General features: G+C 62.1%; 15 protein-coding genes. 2 read left to right on the top strand and 13 right to left on the bottom strand.

What is annotated here, in order from left to right; all coding sequences use genetic code 11:
- Positions 1 to 51: 51 nt before the first annotated feature.
- From C4J89_RS11390 to xylA, 4 genes are all read right to left on the bottom strand, one after another.
- Entirely contained in the window at positions 52 to 1,188 is a 1,137-nt protein-coding gene (locus C4J89_RS11390; protein ID WP_124414436.1) for a sugar ABC transporter permease, read from the bottom strand.
- Positions 1,189 to 2,745: a D-xylose ABC transporter ATP-binding protein gene (gene xylG / locus C4J89_RS11395; RefSeq protein WP_124414437.1), complete on the bottom strand. Its 1,557-nt coding sequence runs from the start codon at positions 2,743 to 2,745 to the stop codon at positions 1,189 to 1,191.
- Positions 2,742 to 3,743: a D-xylose ABC transporter substrate-binding protein gene (gene xylF / locus C4J89_RS11400; protein WP_057721949.1), complete on the bottom strand. Its 1,002-nt coding sequence runs from the start codon at positions 3,741 to 3,743 to the stop codon at positions 2,742 to 2,744. Before xylF ends, xylG begins: the two co-directional genes overlap by 4 nt.
- A gap of 169 nt (positions 3,744 to 3,912) precedes the next feature.
- On the bottom strand, positions 3,913 to 5,229 hold the full coding sequence (gene xylA, locus C4J89_RS11410) for a xylose isomerase (RefSeq protein WP_124414438.1): 1,317 nt from the start codon (positions 5,227 to 5,229) through the stop codon (positions 3,913 to 3,915).
- Positions 5,230 to 5,368: 139 nt separating this feature from the next.
- On the opposite strand from xylA, the gene C4J89_RS11415 reads away from it, so the two are divergent.
- Positions 5,369 to 6,544: a XylR family transcriptional regulator gene (locus C4J89_RS11415; RefSeq protein ID WP_124403895.1), complete on the top strand. Its 1,176-nt coding sequence runs from the start codon at positions 5,369 to 5,371 to the stop codon at positions 6,542 to 6,544.
- On the opposite strand, the gene C4J89_RS11420 is transcribed toward C4J89_RS11415, so the two are convergent.
- From C4J89_RS11420 to C4J89_RS11435, 4 genes are all read right to left on the bottom strand, one after another.
- Complete coding sequence (locus C4J89_RS11420; RefSeq protein ID WP_124414439.1) at positions 6,541 to 7,806, bottom strand: carbohydrate porin; 1,266 nt, start codon at positions 7,804 to 7,806, stop codon at positions 6,541 to 6,543. The two genes, C4J89_RS11415 and C4J89_RS11420, sit on opposite strands and share 4 nt — an antisense overlap.
- A 57-nt stretch (positions 7,807 to 7,863) precedes the next feature.
- Positions 7,864 to 10,272 (bottom strand): glucose/quinate/shikimate family membrane-bound PQQ-dependent dehydrogenase, encoded by a 2,409-nt coding sequence (locus C4J89_RS11425; RefSeq protein ID WP_124414440.1) that lies wholly within the window; start codon positions 10,270 to 10,272, stop codon positions 7,864 to 7,866.
- Between the two features lie 181 nt (positions 10,273 to 10,453).
- Entirely contained in the window at positions 10,454 to 11,497 is a 1,044-nt protein-coding gene (locus tag C4J89_RS11430; protein WP_124414441.1) for an LLM class flavin-dependent oxidoreductase, read from the bottom strand.
- 56 nt (positions 11,498 to 11,553) lie between these two features.
- On the bottom strand, positions 11,554 to 12,039 hold the full coding sequence (locus C4J89_RS11435; RefSeq protein WP_124362446.1) for a flavin reductase family protein: 486 nt from the start codon (positions 12,037 to 12,039) through the stop codon (positions 11,554 to 11,556).
- 317 nt (positions 12,040 to 12,356) lie between these two features.
- Between C4J89_RS11435 and C4J89_RS11440 the strand changes: the two genes are divergently transcribed.
- Positions 12,357 to 13,763, top strand: a complete 1,407-nt coding sequence (locus C4J89_RS11440; protein ID WP_124414442.1) for a cytosine permease — start codon at positions 12,357 to 12,359, stop codon at positions 13,761 to 13,763.
- A 195-nt stretch (positions 13,764 to 13,958) separates the two neighbouring features.
- Here C4J89_RS11440 and C4J89_RS11445 read toward each other — a convergent pair whose 3' ends face one another.
- The 5 genes from C4J89_RS11445 to ribBA all read right to left on the bottom strand — a co-directional run bounded on the left by C4J89_RS11445 (position 13,959) and on the right by ribBA (position 19,172).
- Entirely contained in the window at positions 13,959 to 15,113 is a 1,155-nt protein-coding gene (locus C4J89_RS11445) for an ABC transporter ATP-binding protein (protein WP_124362448.1), read from the bottom strand.
- Between the two features lie 17 nt (positions 15,114 to 15,130).
- On the bottom strand, positions 15,131 to 15,940 hold the full coding sequence (locus C4J89_RS11450) for an ABC transporter permease (RefSeq protein ID WP_124362449.1): 810 nt from the start codon (positions 15,938 to 15,940) through the stop codon (positions 15,131 to 15,133).
- 6 nt (positions 15,941 to 15,946) lie between these two features.
- Positions 15,947 to 16,864, bottom strand: a complete 918-nt coding sequence (locus C4J89_RS11455) for an ABC transporter permease (protein WP_164484582.1) — start codon at positions 16,862 to 16,864, stop codon at positions 15,947 to 15,949.
- On the bottom strand, positions 16,861 to 17,886 hold the full coding sequence (locus C4J89_RS11460; protein WP_124362451.1) for an ABC transporter substrate-binding protein: 1,026 nt from the start codon (positions 17,884 to 17,886) through the stop codon (positions 16,861 to 16,863). The genes C4J89_RS11455 and C4J89_RS11460 overlap by 4 nt, the downstream gene beginning before the upstream one ends.
- 179 nt (positions 17,887 to 18,065) lie before the next feature.
- Complete coding sequence (gene ribBA, locus C4J89_RS11465) at positions 18,066 to 19,172, bottom strand: bifunctional 3,4-dihydroxy-2-butanone-4-phosphate synthase/GTP cyclohydrolase II (protein WP_124362452.1); 1,107 nt, start codon at positions 19,170 to 19,172, stop codon at positions 18,066 to 18,068.
- Positions 19,173 to 19,239: the final 67 nt, after the last annotated feature.

Consider the following 19,239-nt stretch of genomic DNA (forward strand, 5'->3'; position numbering starts at 1 on the left):
CCGAGGAAAAATGAGGACAATGTGGGAGGGGGCTTGCCCCCTCCCAAAGGGTTACCGGCGACCCGCCCGTGTACTCACATCCACCCACACCGCCAGCACCAGGATGCTGCCCTTCACGATCATCTGCCAGTAACTGTCCACATCCAGCATCGACATGCCGTTATCCAAACTGGTAATCACCAACGCCCCGAGTAGGGCGCCATATACCGTGCCCGACCCGCCGCGCATCGAGGTGCCGCCGATGAAGCACGCCGCAATGGCGTCCAGCTCGCCCATATTGCCCGCCGACGGTGAGCCGGCGGCCAGGCGGGCGGTGTTGACCAGGCCGGCGAGGGCGCACATCACGCCCATGATGCCGAAGATCCACAATTTCACCGCCTGCACGTTGATGCCGGACAGCCGCGTGGCTTCCATATTGCTGCCCACCGCATACACGCGGCGGCCGAAGACGGTCTGGCTGGTGACGTAGCTGAACACGCCGAGCAGCACCAGCAGCAGCAACACCGGCACCGGGATGCCGTCGTAGCTGTTGAGGGTGGTGACAAACCCTGCCAGCACCGCGCCGATCAGCACCACGCGCAGCACGTCGCGCACCAGAGAGTGCGCGGCCAGGCCATGCAGGGCGCGGTTGCGCCGTTGTTTCCAGGTGAGGAACAGCGTCAGCGCGAACAGCACTGCGCCCAGCCCGATGCCCACGGTGTGCGGCAGGTAGCCTTGGCCGACGTACACCAGCGACGGCGACACCGGTGCGATGGTGGTGCCGCCGGTGATGCCCAGCAAAATCCCGCGAAACGCCAGCATCCCGCCCAGGCCGACAATGAACGAGGGGATGCGCAGGTAGGCGGTCATGTAGCCATTCGCCAGGCCGATCATCAGACCGCACAACGCCACCAGGCTCAGGTTGGCCAGCAGCGGGATGTGGTACACCACATCCAGGATCGCCGCCAACCCGCCCAGCAATCCGAGCAACGAACCCACCGACAAATCGATTTCGCCACTGATGATCACCAGCACCATGCCGCACGCGAGGATCCCGGTGATCGACATCTGCCGCAGCAGGTTGGACAGGTTGCGCGGCGTAAGGAAGCCGCCGTCGGTCTGCCAGCTGAAAAACAACCAGATGAATGCCACGGCGATCACCAGGGCGAGCATTTTGTAGCGGGTGAAAAGGTGTTTGACCTGATTCATCTACGCGGTCTTCCGATCATTGTTATTTTGGCTGAGCGCAGCGGCGAGCACCTGTTCCTGGGTGAGCCCCTGATTGATGAAGTCACCCCGCAGCTGGCCGTCGCCGATCACCAGCACGCGGTTGGACACGCCGAGCACTTCAGCGAGCTCCGACGACACCATGATGATCGACACCCCCTCGGCCGCCAGCGCGCCCATCAGTTTGTAGATCTCGTACTTGGCGCCCACATCCACCCCGCGCGTGGGCTCATCGAGGATCAGCACCTTGGGCTTGGCCATCAGCATTTTCGCCAGCACGGCTTTTTGCTGATTGCCACCGGACAGGCTGGTGATCGGCAGAAACGGGCTGGCGGTCTTGAGGTGCATGCGGGCGATCTGCTGATCGATGCTGCCCAGTTCGGCTTCGGCGTCGATGCGGGTCAGGTGGGCGTAGGTGTCGAGAACCGCCAGGGTGATGTTCTGGCCCACGCCCAGGTCGGGAATGATGCCCTGGCGCTTGCGGTCCTCGGGCACCATGCACAGCCCTGCGCGGATCGACTTGAGCGGCGTGCGCGTGTCGATCACCTGGCCCTCCAGCCATACCTCGGCGCTGTAGCGGCCGGGGTAGGCGCCGAACAGCGCCGACACCAGTTCCGTACGCCCGGCGCCCACCAGCCCGGCGATGCCGAGGATTTCACCGCGCTTGAGCACAAACGAAATATCGTCGACGCGTTTGCGCCTGGGGTTGTCGACGTCGTAGCAGGTGACGTTGCGCGCTTCGAAGATCACCTCGCCCACCTCGTGGGGCTCGGTGGGGTAGAGGTTGCTCATTTCGCGGCCGACCATCTGCGTGATGATCCGTGGGATGTCCATGTCGGCCATGGCGGTGGTCGCGATGTGCTTGCCATCGCGAATCACCGCAATGGTGTCGCACACGGCGGCCACTTCATCGAGCTTGTGCGAGATATACACACAGGCCACGCCCTTGGCCTTGAGGTCACGGATAATGTCGAGCAGCACCTCGATTTCCGAGCGGGTCAGGGCCGAAGAGGGCTCGTCCAGGATCAGCAGGCGCGCCTGTTTGTTGAGGGCCTTGGCGATCTCCACCAGTTGCTGGTAGCCGCCGCCGTACTGCGACACCGGCAGCGCGACGTTCATGTCCGGCACCTTGAGTTCGCGCATCAACGCCTCGGCGCGGTGCAGCATCGCCGGGTAATTCATACGCCCACCGGGCAGGGTCAGCTCGTGGCCCATGAAGATGTTCTCGGCCACCGACAGGTCGGGCACCAGGGTCAGTTCCTGGTGGATAATGACGATGCCGGCGGCCTCGGTTTCGCTGATCGACTGGGCTTTGAGCGGTTGCCCGTCCCAGAGGATTTCGCCCTCCCAGGTGCCATACGGGTACACCGCCGACAGCACCTTCATCAAGGTGGATTTGCCGGCGCCGTTCTCGCCACACAGGCCGACGCATTCCCCCGGCCGTACCTTGATGTCGATGCCGTCGAGGGCGTTGACACCGCCAAAGCTTTTGACGATGCCGTTCATTTGCAGCAAGTAGTCGGCGGCCATAGCGGTCATTGCCCGGCGATCTGCTCTTTGGTGTAGAACCCGTCCTTCTCCAGCACGTCGATGTTGGCCTTGGTCAGCGGCGTCGGCGTGAGCAGGATGGTGTCGACCTGCTTGCTGCCATTGTCGTATTGCGAGCTGTAGGTGGGCTTTTCATTGCGCGCCAGCTGCACCGACAATTTGGCCGCCTCGGTGGCGATCAACTTGAGCGGCTTGTAGACGGTCATGGTCTGGGTACCGTCGATCACACGCTTGATCGCCGCCAGGTCAGCGTCCTGCCCGGAAATCGGCACCTTGCCTGCCAGCTTCTGCGCGGCCAGGGCCTGGATCGCACCGCCGGCGGTGGCGTCGTTGGAGGCGACGATGGCGTCGATTTTGTTGTTATTGCGGGTCAGGGCGTTCTCGACAATGCTCAGCGCCTCGGTGGGGTTCCATTCCTTGACCCACTGCTGGCCGACAATCTTGATATCGCCCTTGTCGATGGCCGGCTGCAGCACTTTCATCTGGCCTTCGCGCAGCACCTTGGCGTTGTTGTCGGTGGGCGCGCCGCCGAGCAGGAAATAATTACCCTTGGGCGCCGCTTGCAGCACGCCGCTGGCCTGCATTTCGCCGACTTTTTCGTTATCGAAGGAGATGTAGGCGTCGATGTCCGCGTTGAGGATCAGGCGGTCGTAAGACACGACTTTGATCCCGGCCTTCTTGGCTTCGGCGACCGCGTTGGTCAACACCGTGGCATTGAACGGCACGATAACGATCACGTCGACGCCACGGGAGATGAGGTTTTCGATCTGCGAGATCTGCTTCTGCTCATTGGCATCGGCCGATTGCACGAACACCTTGGCATCGAGCTTTTCCGCCGCTGCGACGAAGTAATCGCGGTCTCGGGACCAGCGTTCCAGGCGCAGGTCGTCGATGGAAAAACCGATTTTCGGGTGCGCCGAATCGGCCATCACCGGCAGGGCGAGCAGGGCCAGGGCGGTGGCGAGCAGGGTACGTTTGAATGACTTCATGGTGGTGCGTCCTTTTATTGTTGTTGGAAAGACACTGTGGCGAGGGAGCTTGCTCCCGCTGGGCTGCGAAGCAGCCCCAAAACCAGACACCTCGGTATATCAGGTAAACCGCAGAACCTGTAGACGGGGCCGCTTCGCGACCCAGCGGGAGCAAGCTCCCTCGCCACAGTCAGGTGTAGATAAATCGGTTCACAACCCCCTCCAGCATCTCCTGCCGTCCACTCACGGCCTGCGGGTCCAGTTCGTTGGCGAACGCGTGTTCGGCCAGGGATTGCAGGCTGAACTCGCCCGCCAGTACGGCTTTGCCCAGCGGCTGGTCCCAGCCGGCATAACGCTGGTCCTTGAACTGCTGCAGCCGGTCGTTCTGCACCATCGCCGCCGCGCGCTCCAGGGCCAGGGCCAGTACATCCATAGCCGCTACATGGCCGTGGAACAGGTCCACATCGTCCAGGCTCTGGCGGCGCACTTTTGAATCGAAATTGTAGCCGCCGTTCTTGAACCCGCCGGCCTTGAGAATCTCATAGGTGGCCAGGGTCATTTCCTCGACGCTGTTGGGGAATTGGTCAGTGTCCCAGCCGTTCTGCGGGTCGCCACGGTTGGCGTCGATGCTGCCGAAAATCCCCAGGGACACGGCGGTGGCGATCTCATGATGAAAGCTGTGCCCGGCGAGCGTCGCGTGGTTGGCCTCGATGTTCACGTTGATCTCGTGTTCCAGGCCGTACTCATGCAGGAAGCCGAATACCGTGGCGCTGTCGTAATCGTACTGGTGCTTGGTCGGCTCCTGGGGCTTGGGCTCGATCAACAGGTCGCCCTTGAAGCCGATCTTGTGCTTGTGTTCCACCACCATGCGCATGAACCGGCCGAGCTGTTCCCGCTCGCGCTTGAGGTCGGTATTGAGCAGGGTTTCATAGCCTTCACGGCCGCCCCACAGCACATAGTTGGAGCCCTTGAGCCGCAGCGTGGCATTCATCGCGCTGAACACCTGGGCAGCGGCGTAGGCGAACACCTCTGGGTCGGGATTGCTCGCGGCACCGGCGGCAAAGCGCGGGTTGCTGAAGCAATTGGCAGTGCCCCACAGCAGCTTGATACCGGTCTGTTCCTGATGACGCTCCAGGTGATCGACCATCTGCGCAAAGTGGTTGCGATATTCCTTGAGCGAGCTGCCTTCGGGCGCCACGTCAGTGTCGTGAAAACTGTAGTAATCGATGCCCAGCTTGGAGAAGAACTCGAAGGCCGCATCCGCCTTGCCAATGGCCAACTCCATCGGATCACCGCTGCGCTGCCACGGTCGCTTGAAGGTGCCCACGCCAAACATATCCGCCCCCGGCCACACAAAGGTGTGCCAGTAACAGGCGGCCATGCGCAGGTGCTCACGCATGGGTTTGCCGAGGATCAACTTGTTGGCGTCGTAGTGGCGAAAGGCGAGAGGGGCGTCGCTGGCAGGGCCTTCGAAGCGAACCTGCTCGACACCGGGGAAGTACGGCATGGCGTTTTCCTTATTGTTCTTGGCGGTGTCTGGATACTAGCAACGGCACTGGGGCTGCTGATTATGAAAATCACCAAGGGATGGTGCGATTTTGTGCAGTCAGGTCTAGTCTGTCCCAACCGGCCCCAGGACAAAAACAATGAAAACCCTACCGCCCGTTCACCGCATCGCCTTGCTCTTCAACGGCAGCAAAATCTACGACCGTGGCATCATCGCCGGCATCGGCAATTACCTGAGCAGCACCCGGGCGTCCTGGGATTTGTTTCTGGAAGAAGATTTTCTCTGTCGGTTGCGCGGCATCGAGCGTTGGCAGGGCGATGGCATCATTGCCGACTTCGATGACCCGCTGATCGGCGAGGCGTTGGCCGGGAGCCGAATACCGGTGGTGGCGGTGGGCGGTTCGTATGAGGACGCCGGCCAATACCCCAAGGGCATTCCCTATGTGGCGACCGATAACCACGCCTTGATGAAGTTGGCCTACGAGCACCTGATCGAGGCCGGGCTGACGCGGTTTGCCTGTTTCAGCCTGCCCGAAGCCCAGGCCAATCGCTGGGCCCAGGAGCGTGAGAAGGCCTTTCGCCGCTTGATGCAGCGCGATGGCCTGCATGTCGAAGTGTACCGTGGCCTGGGCACCAGCGCGCCGTTATGGGACAGCGCGGTGGAGCAGCAGATCGCCTGGCTGCACAGCTTGCCCAAGCCCATCGGCATTATTGCGGTGACCGATGCCCGCGCTCGGCAACTGCTGCAAGCCTGCCTGACAGCAGGCATTGCAGTGCCTGAGGAAGTGGCGCTGATCGGTATCGACAACGACCCGCTGACCCGCACCCTGACGCGGGTGCCGCTCAGTTCGGTGATCCAGGGCACCGAGACCATGGGCCGCACCGCCGCCGCGCTGCTGCACCAGATGCTGCATGGCAAACCCTGTGCCGGTACGCAGGTGCTGGTGCCGCCGGACGCGATCAACGTGCAGGCCTCCAGCCTGCATCAACCGTTGGGCAATCCCTATGTGATGCAGGCCCTGCTGTTCATTCGCCAGTATGCGTGCCAGGGCATCAAGACCGCGCAGGTGGCGGCGTATGTCGGGGTGTCGCGTTCATCGTTGGAGTCGCACTTTCGCAAGGTGCGCGGGTGCAGCGTGCACGATGAGATCCTGCGCTTCAAACTTGCCGCCGCCGCCAAGGGCCTGGAAAACCAGGCGCTGGCGATTGCCGATATCGCGCAGACCTGCGGGTTCACATCGGCGCAATACCTGCACACGGTGTTTCGTCGTGAGTACGGGTGTACGCCGAGGCAGTACCAGCAAGGCGCGGCTTAGAACACCGCCTTGACTTGCAAACCCAGGATCAGTGCATCGTCGATGCTTTCGCCGGAGAACGCCCCCGGTTCGATGATGTATTGCACGTCCGGCCGCAGGGTCAGCCAGGGCGTGGCCTGATAGCCATAACTGAGTTCGATCAACTGCTCGGCGCTGTCGAGGCCAGGGTAGGGGCGGTCGGCATTGAACGCGGCAAGCGCCTGCACGTCGCGACTGCGCGGGTTCGGCACCGCGCGGCCATACCCCAGGGCGACGGTGTCACGTGGGCGGCCTTCGAACGGTTTGTACAGCACCACCCCGGCGCCATACCACTTGCTGAACGGCGACGCCGCCTCGCTGGCCGCCGAATACTGACCGAAGGCGTGCAGGCTGCGGCCCTGGGATGACCGGGAAGCCCATACGGCCTGGTCGATCAACAGGTAGTGGCCGCCGCGACCGCTGACCTCCTTGTCGCTGCCGATGCGTTTTACATCGGAGCTGTCGTAGTAGTAACCCAGCTTGTATTCCCCCGGCAGGCTGCCGGCGTGTTTGTAGATCAGCTCAATGGGCACCACGGTGCCAGTGGTGTGCTTGGGCCCCAGGTGCCAGGCGCGGCTGGAATTACCGTTGCTGGACGGGTCGACATTGAACGCCGCCACGCGCAGTTGCCAGCTCGGCGAAAAGTCGTATTTAACCCGCGCGCCCAAGTGCGCGTTCGGGTAGTTGGCCCAGCCGCTGCCGCCCGACATGTTCAGCGGATGCCCGCAGAAACCGGCGTTCATGAAATTGCACAGGATGCCGCTGTCCAGGCCGCCGAGGTCATTGCCCATGGCCATGTAGCCGAGCTTGACGTTAAGTGCCGGGGTGAACAGCGTGCGCTCATAGCTCAGTTCGGTGAGGCGCGTATACAGGCCGCCATAATTTTCCTGGATCGGGAGGCGGTTGCCCACCAGGTCATCGGAGGCGCTGTTGCCGCGCCGGTCGTTGATGGTCAGCTGGATGCGGTCGTCATGGGTGAAACCGTAGAGCTTGCCCAGGTCGAACTGCACACCGAGTTTGAGGTTCTGCGAATAGCGCGCCGAGCGATGCTGGCCGCCGTGGGCGTTGTAGGCGGTCTCACCGCTGTAGTCGCCGGTGAAACGCACACCGCGTTCGTCGAGTTCACGGCGCAGGCCGCCCCAGTCGCCGGTCAGGGTGGTGTCGTCGGCCTGGACGGGCAGCGCGGCAGCAAAGGCCAGGCCCAGCACCAGGCGCCCAAGGGCGATATGAGAAGTAGGGTTCATGGGGGGATTTTCCAGACACAAAGCGCGGTGCGGGCGCACCGCGCGAACAGAGGGTGGTTAAGGCAAGGCGTAGGCGATCACGTAGTCGCCACGGTCGGTGGACTGGCGCGCACCGCCGGCGGTGACAACGATGTATTGCTTGCCGGTTTTCGGTGACACGTAGGTCATCGGGCCGCCCTGGCTGCCGACCGGCAGGCGGGCTTTCCAGATTTCATCACCGTTGCCGCTGTTGAAAGCGCGCAGGTAGAAGTCCTGGGTGCCGGCGATAAAGATCAGGCCACCCTGGGTCGACAGCGTACCGCCGAGGGTCGGCAGGCCTACTTTGATCGGCAGGTGCATGCGGATACCCAGGGGGCCGGTGTCTTCAACGGTGCCCACCGGTACTTGCCAGGCGATTTTTTGCGTCTTCATGTCGATGGCGGTCAAGGTGCCGAACGGCGGCGCCTGGCACGGAATGCCGGCCACCGACAGGAAGCGGTTCTTGTTCACCGCATACGGCGTGCCCTTGAGCGGCACGGCGCCCATGCCGGTGTTCAGCGCTTCACCCCCGGACGCCGCCAGGGCCTTGTTCTGCGACGGCACCATCTGGATCCACAGGCCCAGGCGCATGTCGTTGACAAAGATAAAGCCGTGCACCGGGTCGGTGGAAATGCTGCCCCAGTTCATGCCACCCAGGGAGCCCGGGAAACTCAGGGATTTATCGGTGCCCGGCGCGGTGTACAGGCCGTCGTAGCGCATGCCTTTGAAGTCGATGCGGCACAGCAGCTGGTCATAGGGCGTGGCGCCCCACATGTCCGATTCGGTCAGGGTCTGCGCGCCGATCTGCGGCATGCCCACTGATTTGGGCTGGGTGGGGGAATACGGCTCGTTGGGAATGTTCGCGGCTTTCACCGGCACTTCCTGTACGTCGGTCAACGGCTTGCCGGTGGCGCGGTCGAGCACGTAGATCTGCCCGGCCTTGGTGCCGATTACCACCGCAGGTACGGCCTTGTCGCTGCCGGGCGGGGTGAAATCGATCAGGCTCGGTTGCATCGGCAGGTCGAAGTCCCACAGATCATTGTGAACCGTCTGGTACACCCATTTCTCTGCGCCGGTGGAGGCGTCCAGCGCCAGTACCGAAGCGCCGTATTTGTGATTGAGCTCGGTGCGCTCAACACCGTAGATGTCGGTGGATGAGCTGCCCATCGGCAGGAAAACCGTGTTCATCAGCGGGTCGTAGGACATCGGCGCCCAGCTGTTCGGGGTGCTGCGCACGTAGGTGCTGCCGTCGGCCGGCGCCTGCTTGTCTTGCGGGTTGCCGGGGTCGAACGCCCAGCGCATCTGACCGCTGATCACATCGAACCCACGGATCACGCCGCCCGGCATATCGGTTTGCACGTTATCGGCCACGCGTCCGCCCACCACCACCGTGGTACCAGCAATCAGCGGCGCCGAGGACAGTTGGTAGTAGCTGTCCGGGACATTACCCAAGCCCGCCTTCAAATCCACCTGGCCGTGGGTGCCGAAGTCTTCGCAGAATTTGCCGGTGTCGGCATCCACGGCGATCAGGCGTGCATCGATGGTGTTGGTCAGCAGGCGCCGCTGGCATTGCGCACCGGCGGGCACGCTGGCGGCGATCACCGGCGAACTGTTCGGTTGGGTCGGCTGGGCAATCGGCGCAGTCGCGTCGAAGTAGGCCATGCCACGGCATCGCTGCCACACCGCCGATTGGGCATTGATCTCGTTCTTCCACAGCTCCTTGCCGGTGTCGGCGTCCAGCGCGATGAGGTTGTTGTGCGGGGTGCAGATGAACACTTTGTTGCCGATCTGCAGGGGCGTCAGCTGGTCTTCGGCGCCGTTGCCGTCGCTGATGGCCACGTCACCGGTGCGGTAGGTCCAGGCGACTTTGAGCTTGTCGATGTTGTCGCGATTGATCTGGTCCAGCGCAGCGAAGCGGCTGCCGCCTTCGGTGTTGCCGTAGTGTGCCCAGTCTTTCTGGGCATCGGCCGCAGCCACCGGGGTGATGCCAGGGCCGGCACCGGTCGGCGCTACGCTTGGGTGAGCGACGAACATATTGCCCGCCGCCACCGCCGCGCCCAGCGCCAGCACGGCAGCAACGCCATACGCGCCCCGCGCCGGTTTGCCGACCAGCAATGGATAGACCAGCGCAACCACGATGCCGATCACCGCGAACATGAACAGTCGCGAGAACAGCGGCCAGTACACCAAGCCTACATCGGCCACGGCCCAGACGGCCGTGCCGACCAGAAACGCGGCGAACCACCACGCGCCCGCCGGCTTGCGCCGGGCAATCAACAGCCCGGCAATGGCCATGACCACGCCACCGACCAGGAAGTACCAGGAACCTCCCAGACTGACCAGTTTGGCGCCGCCGACGGCGAGCGCAAGGCCGAGCAGGGCGATGATTACGCCCAGGCCCAGCAGAAGAAAACGTGAGACGCCAGCGGCGCGCGATGCTCGTTTCATGTCGAAAAGACTCGAGTGAGAGAGGGCAAAGCGCGATTTTAGCAAGATAAGTAACTGGTTAGTACATTATGCGGCGCAATAGACTGTTACCGATGCTGCGATGATGGCCTGAGGCCAAAAGAATGTGGAGCGGGCAAGCCCGCTCCCATGATGTGGTTGATGAGCGGGCGCCTGCAGCCGGTCAACGAAACGCGGGCATCACCTGCTCGATAAACAGTGCCAGGGACTTCTTTTTCTCGGCATGGGGCAGGCTGTTGTCGCACCAAAAACTGAACTCATCCACGCCCAGTTCCTGGTAGTACCGAATGCGCGGGATGATCTCTGCTGCGGTGCCGATCATTGCGGTTTTGTGCAGGCTCTCCAGTTCGAACTCTGGGCGTGCGGCGAACTTCTCTTCCGGGCTTGGCTCCAGGAAACCATTGACCGGCACGTTCTTGTTGCCGAACCAGGCATCGAAGGTGCGATAGAACTTCGAGATCGCCTTGGCCCCGACTTCCCAGCCTTGCGGGTCATCAGCGGCGTGCACGTGGGTGTGACGCAGCACCATCAATTGCGGGCGGGGCACGCCAGGGTTGTTGTCCAGGGCGACCTGGAATTTGTTTTTAAGGTCCAGGACTTCTTCGTCGCCCTTCATCAGCGGCGTGACCATGACGTTGCAGCCGTTGGCCACTGCAAAATTGTGGGAGTCGGGGTCGCGGGCGGCGATCCACATCGGTGGGGTGGGCTGCTGGATCGGCTTGGGCACGCTGGTGGAGGTGGGGAATTTCCAGATGTCGCCGTCATGGGCGTAGTCGCCTTTCCAGAGGGCGCGCACTACCGGCACCATTTCGCGCAGGGCCTGGCCGCCGCTCGAGGCGGGCATGCCGCCGGCCATGCGGTCGAATTCCACTTGGTAAGCACCACGGGCCAGGCCCACTTCCATGCGTCCATTGCTGATCACGTCGAGCAACGCGCATTCCCCTGCCACCCGCAGCGGGTGCCAGAACGGCGCGATGATGGTGCCAGCGCCCAGGCGAATAGTGGTGGTCCTGGCCGCGAGGTATGCCAGCAGCGGCATTGGACTTGGCGAGATGGTGTATTCCATGGCGTGGTGTTCGCCAATCCACACGGTGCTGAAGCCACCGGCTTCGGCCATCAGGGTCAGTTCGGTCAAGTCTTCGAACAACTGACGGTGGCTGACGCTTTCATCCCAGCGTTCCATGTGTATGAACAGCGAAAATTTCATGACGCATACCTCGGATCTATTGTTATTTTCCGCAAAAAAACGGGTTCAGCGGGGTATCAGGCAGGCACCGGCAGGGTACCCATCTTGCCGTGGCAATACACCAGGGGCCCATTCGGCTGTGTGGGAACGATCAGGTTCTTGACCGAGCCAACCATGATTGCGTGGTCGCCGCCTTCGTATTCACGCCACAACTGGCATTCAATGACCGCCGTGGCGTTGGCCAGGATCGGATTGCCCAAAGCACTCAAGGTCCACTCGATGCCCTGGGCCTTGTCCTTGCCTTTGCGCGCAAAGGCATAGGCTTCGCTTTGCTGCCCGCCGGACAACACATGGATGGCGAAGCGCTTGTTCTTGATCAGTACGGGGTAGGAGTCAGAGCTGTAGTTGGGGCAGAAGAGCACCAGGGCCGGGTCCATGGACAGCGAGCTGAAAGCACTGGCGGTGAGGCCGACGATTTGCCCGTCGTCGTCCAGCGTAGTAATCACGGTGACCCCGGACGGAAACGAACCCATCACTTGTTTGTAGATGGCGGCATCGATCATGAGATGGTCCTCTGCTATGAAGCGGTTTTTTAAATTTATAGGTCTGATGGTATACCGTAATACAGTAGTTGCAAGGGCTTTTTTGGACAGGCGATAAACGTGTCTCTGACCCACCAAAGCCCTCTATTACCGGGGTTTATCCTCTGGTAGCGGTCTTTCCAGAGCCGGGATTACCAGATCAGAGGCGGGCGAAAAAAGCGAATCAATCTTGTTAAAAAGTTGGAATACCATAATATGGTGTTCATCTGAGGCGGCTGTAGAGCTCCCCTCGGTTGGCGTCAAACAACTATAAGATCAGACAAACGCGAGTTATTCCTATGCCTCAGATGTCCCGGCAAGACCCCCTGATCGAGCATCACACGGTCGATTACGTCCCCCTCGCAGAGCGCCACGGGAAGGCCCGCGACCTGTTCACCTTGTGGTTCAGTACCAATATCGCGCCGCTGCCCGTCGTCACCGGTGCGATGGTGACCCAGGTGTTCCATCTCAACCTGCTGTGGGGGTTGCTGGCGATTGCCCTCGGGCATCTGTTGGGCGGTGTAGTGATCGCCCTTGCCTCGGCCCAGGGCCCGCGCATGGGCATCCCGCAGATGGTGCAGAGCCGCGGCCAGTTCGGGCGCTATGGCGCGCTGCTGATCGTGTTTTTCGCAGCGCTGATCTACATCGGCTTTTTCATTTCCAACATCGTGCTGGCCGGCAAATCCATCGTCGGCATCGTGCCCTCGGTCCCGGTGCCAGCGAGCATCCTGATCGGCGCTCTCAGCGCCACGGCCATCGGCGTGATCGGCTACCGCTTTATCCATACCTTGAACCGCATCGGCACCTGGGTGATGGGCAGCGCGTTGCTCGCCGGTTTTGTCTACATTTTTGCTCACGACCTGCCGGCCGACTTCCTCACCCGCGGCGGTTTCAACGCCGCCGGATGGCTGGCCACGGTGTCGCTCGGGATCATCTGGCAGATCAGCTTCTCGCCCTACACCAGCGACTATTCGCGTTACCTGCCGGCGGACATCGGCATCACCCGACCGTTTATTGCCACCTATCTGGGCGCAACGCTGGGCACCATCCTGTCGTTCGCCTTCGGCCTGGTGGCAGCGCTGGCGACACCGGAAGGCACCGAAGCGATGGTCGCGGTCAAACAAGCCACGGGCGCGCTGGGGCCGATCCTGATGGTGCTGTTCCTGCTCAATATCATCAGCCACAACGCACTGAACCTGTACGGCGCAGTGCTTTCGATCATCACCTCGATCCAGACCTTCGCCAGCCACTGGACCCCCGGCATCAAGGTGCGCGTGGTGCTCTCGGGTATTATTCTCGCCGGTTGCTGCGTGGTGGCGCTGGGCGCGTCGGCGGACTTCATCGCGCAATTTATCGGGCTGATCCTCGCGCTGTTGCTGGTGCTGGTGCCGTGGGCCTCGATCAACCTGATCGATTTCTACGTGATCAAGCGCGGGGTGTACGACATTGCCTCGATCTTTCAGGCGGATGGCGGGGTGTATGGGCGGTTTAACCTGCACGCGATCGTGGCGTATTTCATCGGCATCCTCGTGCAACTACCGTTTGCCAATACGTCGTTGTATGTGGGGCCCTGGGCCAACCTGGTGGACGGCGCGGATCTGTCGTGGCTGGTCGGGTTGGCGGTGACGTGTCCGTTGTATTACTGCCTGGCGACACGCAAGCACACGCAGAAGGTCCGAGCGGTGAAGCTGGGTTATTCGGACTGATCATCACGTCAAATCAGATACCCGGCGCTTGCCGGGTATTTTTTTGTAGTCGGTTTTTCCTGGCGAGGTAGTCTGGATCATTTGGTACAGACTTGATACGACGCTCCGATGGCGGAACTGCCAGCTACAAACTAACTGACGGATATTTCGCTATCGGGAGCCAGCCGCTGCCACATGAAGTCTTACAAGGCAGGCTCAGTGCGCTCCGGCCGCCTTATTCAAATCACTCTCGGCCCACTCCGTATACACACACGCATCCGCCGTGGCCCAACGCACCCGCACCGGATCGCCGGCCTTGAGCGGCATGCCCGCCGCCGAGAGCGCCTTGACCGTCATCGAAGTACCGCCGAGGGTCTTCACTGCGCAGGTCTGGCTCTCGCCCAGAAACAGCACCTCCCCGACAATCGCCGAGACCTCATTCCAGCCTGCGGCCAACGGTTGCTCGATGGCCTGTTCGACGCTCAGCGCCAGGGCCTTTTCCGGGCGCACCATCAGCAATACATCCTGCTCGGTTTGAAGGCCGCTGGTCAGGCGGATCGACAGCGACTGGCCTTCGAACGACGCTGCCGCATTGCCCTGGGCCTTGAGCTTGAGGAAGTTGGAATTGCCCAGGAACGAGGCGACGAACGCGTTCGGCGGGTTCTGGTACAGGTCGAAACCACTGCCCAGGCCGACGATTTTGCCGTGGCTGAAAATCGCGATGCGCTGTGACAGACGCATGGCTTCTTCCTGGTCGTGGGTCACGTAGACGATGGTGATGCCCAGGCGTCGGTGCAGCTGGCGCAGTTCGTCCTGCAGGTCTTCACGCAGCTTCTTGTCGAGGGCACCGAGGGGTTCGTCCATCAGCAGGATGCGCGGCTCGTACACCAGCGCACGGGCGATGGCCACTCGCTGTTGCTGGCCACCGGAGAGTTGCGAAGGGCGGCGATGGGCGAACGGTTCCAGCTGTACCAGCTTGAGCATGGCGTCCACGCGTTTCTCGCGTTCGGCGCTGGCCAGTTTGCGGATGGCCAGGGGGAAGGCGATGTTGTCGCGCACCGACAAGTGCGGAAACAACGAGTAGCGTTGAAACACCATGCCGATGTCACGCTTGTGCGGCGGCACGTTGACCAGGGATTGCCCGCTCACCAGGATCTCGCCGCTGCTCGGCGTTTCAAAGCCGGCGAGCATCGACAGGGTGGTGCTCTTGCCCGAGCCGCTGGAGCCGAGGAAGGTGAGGAACTCGCCGTCCTGGATGTCCAGGGAAATGTTGTCCACGGCGGCAAAGTCGCCGTAGTACTTGTTCAGGTTACGCAGGCTGACCAGGGGTTGGCCGGAATTCTGCGCGACATCTTGGATCACTGCACTCATGTTCTGCTCCTGGGCGCTTAGGCGTTGGTTTCAGTGCGCCGACGAAGGGCGGCGGCGATCACCATGACCAGTACCGACAGGCCGATCAGCAACGTCGAGGCGACGGAGATCACAGGCGTCAGGTCCTGGCGCAGGGTGGTCCACATTTTGACGGGAAGGGTTTGCAGGGTTGGGCTGGCCATCATCACGCTGAGCACCACTTCGTCCCACGAGACGAGAAAGGCGAACAGCGCACCGGCGACCATCCCTGGGCGAATCGCCGGGAAGGTCACCTTGAACACCGCCTGCACGCGCGAGGCGCCGCAGATCACCGCCGCGTCTTCAATTGACTGGTCGAACAGCTTCAGCGAGTTGATGATCGAGATGATGGTGAACGGCAGCGCGACAATCACATGGCTGACCACGAAAGCGAACATCGTGCCGGTATAGCCGAGCTTGAGGAACAGCGCGTACACCGCCACGGCGATGATCACCAGCGGCACGATCATCGGCAGGGTGAACAGGCCGTAGAGCAACTCGCGGCCGGGGAAGCGTCCGCGCACCAGGGCAAAGGCGGTCGGCAGCCCCAGCGCGACGGCGAACAGCGTGGTCAGCACCGCCACCTTGAGGCTGGCCATCGCCGCGCTCATCCAGTCGGGGTTGGAGAAGAACTGGCCGTACCATTTCAGTGTCCAGCCCGGTGGCGGGAACACCAGCCATTGCGACGAGCCGAACGACAGCAACACGATAAACACGATCGGCAACAGCAGGAACAGGCCAATCAAACCGGTGGTGGTGTAGAGGCCCAGGCGCATCCTGCGACTCATGGCGTTGGGGGTCAGGAGCATGACGGCTTACCTCGCGTTGCTGGCGCCAACCGGGGATTCCGGCTGGAGCTTCAGGTAGAAGTAGAACAGCACCAACGTGATGAAAATCAGCAACGCCGCCCCGGCACTGGCCAGACCCCAATTGAGGAACGATTGCACCTGTTGAATGATGAACTCGGGCAGCATCATGTTCTGTGCACCGCCGAGCAGAGCCGGGGTGACGTAGTAACCGAGGGACATCACAAAAACCATCAACCCGCCGGAAAACAACCCCGGCCGGCACAGCGGCAGGAACACCCGGAAGAAGTTGGTCCACGGGCTGGCGCCACAGATGGAGCCGGCCTGCAGGATCATCGGGTCGATGGCCTGCATGGTCGCCTGCAGCGGCAACACGATGAACGGAATCATGATGTAGCTCATGCCGATCACCACGCCGGTGAGGTTATGCACCATCTCCAGCGGTTGATCGATGATGCCCATGGCCATCAACGCCTTGTTGATCACCCCCGAGGCCTGCAGCAATACCAGCCAGGAATAGGTGCGGGCGAGTAGGCTGGTCCACATCGACAGCAGCACGATACTCAGGATCCAGCGGCCCCAGCCGCGCGGCACGAGGGTAATCGCCCAGGCGAGCGGAAAGCCCAGCAGCAGGCTGAACAGGGTCACCAGGCCGGCCACTGAAAAGGTATTGAGCAACACCCGCGCATAGGCCGAGTTGGCGAACAGCTGTTCATAGTTGCCAAGGCCCGGTACCGGCTCCAGCACGCCGCGCAGTAACAGGCCGATCAGCGGTGCCAGGAAGAACAGGCCGAGGAACAGCAGGGCCGGGATCAAGGTGCTCGACCCCCGCCAGCGTTGCGCCAGGGATAGCGCCCCGGCCTTGTGGGAAACCGCGTCGGCAGCGCCGAGGGCGCTCCCGGTCGGCGTGGTTGCCGTCATTTTCATTTGACTAGCCATTCATTCCACCGTGTCGCAATGGCCGGACCGTTCTTGGCCCAGTAGGCGAAATCGAGGGTGATCTGATCCTTGGCGTACGCCGTCGGTAGGTTGGGCGCCAGGACCGAATCCAGGCGCTGCACGCTGTCGATATTTACCGGAGCGTAGGCGGTCAGGTTGGAGAAATCCGCCTGGCCCTTGGCGCTGCTGGCACTGACCAGAAACTTCATCGCGGCCGCTTTGTTTTTCGAGCCTTTAGGCACCACAAGAATGTCGGCCATCACCAGATTCTGTTTCCAGCTCACGCCCACTGGTGCGCCATCTTCCTGCAAGGCGTGAATGCGGCCGTTCCAGAACTGGCCCATGCTGACTTCGCCGGAGGCCAGCAACTGTTGCGACTGCGCACCGCCGCCCCACCAGACGATGTCTTTCTTGATGGTGTCGAGTTTCTTGAAGGCGCGGTCCAGGTCCAGGGGGTAGAGCGTGGCGGCGGGTACGCCGTCGGCCAGCAGCGCCAGTTCAAGCACACCTGGGCTTGGCCATTTGTAGAGGGCGCGTTTGCCGGGGTAGGTCTTGGTGTCGAACAAGGCGCTCCAGTCCTGCGGTTTGCCGGTGCCGAGCTTGCCTTCGTTGTAGCCGAGCACGAAGGAGAAGAAGAACGAGCCGACGCCATGGTCGGAGACGAAACGCGGGTCGATCTTGTCGCGCTCGATCACCGAGAAGTCGAGGGGCTCGAGCAGGCCTTCGGCGGCGGCGCGCAGGGCGAAGTCGGCTTCGACATCCACCACGTCCCACTGTACGTTGCCGCTTTCGACCATGGCCTTGAGTTTGCCGTAGTCGGTGGGGCCGTCCTGAACGACGGTGATGCCGCTGGCCTTGCTGAAAGGATCGGCCCATGCCTGCTTCTGCGCATCCTGGGTGCTGCCGCCCCAACTGACGAAGTTGACACTTTCCGCCGCCAACGCCGCCTGGCTGGCCACGCTCAACAAACCCGCGAACAGCACCGCGGTTGCACCTGTGTTCAACACCATTTTTACGCCCTCATTGTTGTGTTTATGAGCGGGGCTTTGGAGTGCCCGCCTGTCGGGAGCAATCGGTCCGGGTGGCCTGATTCAGGTTGTCCGGCCTATGGAATATCATATTATGGTATTCCAAGCTTTGCGCAAGCACTTTGCCATACCGGCTATCCGCCGACGCTGGGTTTCCAGCCTCAGGTGAAGGGGATGCTTTCCACGACTTCCAGGTCGTAACCGGTCAAGCCTGCGTATTTCAGCGGTGGTCCGAGGTGGCGCAGTTTGCCCACGCCCAGGTCCTGCAATATCTGAGCGCCAGTACCCACTTCCGAGTAAATCCGTGACTGGGAGCGGCTGAACTGACGCGGCGCCTGGGTCAACTGCGGTACGCGTTCCAACAGTGCCTGGGACGACTCATGGTTGGCCAGCACCACCACCACGCCGCTGCCTTCTGCCGCCACGCGTTGCAGGGCGGCCCACAAGGTCCAGTTGGACGGCCCACTGTAGTCGGCGCCGACCAGGTCGCGCAGCGGGTCGATCACGTGCACACGGACCAGTGCCGGTTCATCGCGGCGCAGTTGGCCCATGACCATGGCCATATGCACGCCGCCGTCGATGCGGTCTTCAAAAGTGATCAGGCGGAAGGTGCCGTGCACTGTGGGCAGGTCGCGTTCGCCGATGCGTACCACGGTGCGTTCGGTGCTGAGGCGGTAGTGGATCAGGTCGGCGATGGTGCCGATCTTGATCCGGTGCTTGCGGGCAAAGGCTTCCAGATCAGGTCGGCGGGCCATGGTGCCGTCGTCGTTCATCACTTCGACAATCACCGAGGCCGGTATGTGCCCCGCCAGGCGCGCCAGATCGCAACCGGCTTCGGTGTGGCCGGCGCGGGTCAGCACGCCGCCATCCCTGGCGCGCAGCGGGAAAATATGCCCCGGCTGCACAATGTCGGCGGGGCCCGCGTTGATGTCCACAGCCGCCGCCACGGTGCGTGCGCGATCGGCGGCGGAGATGCCGGTGGTCACGCCGGTGGCGGCTTCGATGGACACGGTAAACGCAGTGCTGAACACGCTGCCATTGCTGGGCACCATCTGCTCCAGGCCCAGGCGTTGGCAATGTTCATCGGTGAGGGTCAGGCAGATCAGGCCCCGCGCTTCACGGGCCATGAAGCTGATAGTCTCGGCGGTGCAGCACGCTGCAGGCAACAGCAGGTCGCCTTCGTTTTCCCGGTCTTCGTCGTCCACCAGAAGCACCATCTTGCCCTGGCCGTAGTCTTCGAGGATGTCTGCGATGCTGTTGAAGGGCATGGGGAGTGCTCTGTTTGTTGGTTGTATGTATTATGGTATACCACAAATTCTAAGCAAGAGGATGTCT

It is taken from the genome of Pseudomonas sp. R4-35-07, assembly GCF_003852235.1.
In the GTDB taxonomy this organism is placed as follows: Bacteria; Pseudomonadota; Gammaproteobacteria; order Pseudomonadales; family Pseudomonadaceae; genus Aquipseudomonas.

Excerpts from the sequence above, each read along its gene's own strand:
- C4J89_RS11390 (WP_124414436.1), bottom strand. The coding sequence starts at position 1,188 with ATGAATCAGGTCAAACACCTTTTCACCCGCTACAAAATGCTCGCCCTG.
- xylG (WP_124414437.1), bottom strand. The coding sequence starts at position 2,745 with ATGACCGCTATGGCCGCCGACTACTTGCTGCAAATGAACGGCATCGTC.
- xylF (WP_057721949.1), bottom strand. The coding sequence starts at position 3,743 with ATGAAGTCATTCAAACGTACCCTGCTCGCCACCGCCCTGGCCCTGCTC.
- xylA (WP_124414438.1), bottom strand. The coding sequence starts at position 5,229 with ATGCCGTACTTCCCCGGTGTCGAGCAGGTTCGCTTCGAAGGCCCTGCC.
- C4J89_RS11415 (WP_124403895.1), top strand. The coding sequence starts at position 5,369 with ATGAAAACCCTACCGCCCGTTCACCGCATCGCCTTGCTCTTCAACGGC.
- C4J89_RS11420 (WP_124414439.1), bottom strand. The coding sequence starts at position 7,806 with ATGAACCCTACTTCTCATATCGCCCTTGGGCGCCTGGTGCTGGGCCTG.
- C4J89_RS11425 (WP_124414440.1), bottom strand. The coding sequence starts at position 10,272 with ATGAAACGAGCATCGCGCGCCGCTGGCGTCTCACGTTTTCTTCTGCTG.
- C4J89_RS11430 (WP_124414441.1), bottom strand. The coding sequence starts at position 11,497 with ATGAAATTTTCGCTGTTCATACACATGGAACGCTGGGATGAAAGCGTC.
- C4J89_RS11435 (WP_124362446.1), bottom strand. The coding sequence starts at position 12,039 with ATGATCGATGCCGCCATCTACAAACAAGTGATGGGTTCGTTTCCGTCC.
- C4J89_RS11440 (WP_124414442.1), top strand. The coding sequence starts at position 12,357 with ATGCCTCAGATGTCCCGGCAAGACCCCCTGATCGAGCATCACACGGTC.
- C4J89_RS11445 (WP_124362448.1), bottom strand. The coding sequence starts at position 15,113 with ATGAGTGCAGTGATCCAAGATGTCGCGCAGAATTCCGGCCAACCCCTG.
- C4J89_RS11450 (WP_124362449.1), bottom strand. The coding sequence starts at position 15,940 with ATGCTCCTGACCCCCAACGCCATGAGTCGCAGGATGCGCCTGGGCCTC.
- C4J89_RS11455 (WP_164484582.1), bottom strand. The coding sequence starts at position 16,864 with ATGAAAATGACGGCAACCACGCCGACCGGGAGCGCCCTCGGCGCTGCC.
- C4J89_RS11460 (WP_124362451.1), bottom strand. The coding sequence starts at position 17,886 with ATGGTGTTGAACACAGGTGCAACCGCGGTGCTGTTCGCGGGTTTGTTG.
- ribBA (WP_124362452.1), bottom strand. The coding sequence starts at position 19,172 with ATGCCCTTCAACAGCATCGCAGACATCCTCGAAGACTACGGCCAGGGC.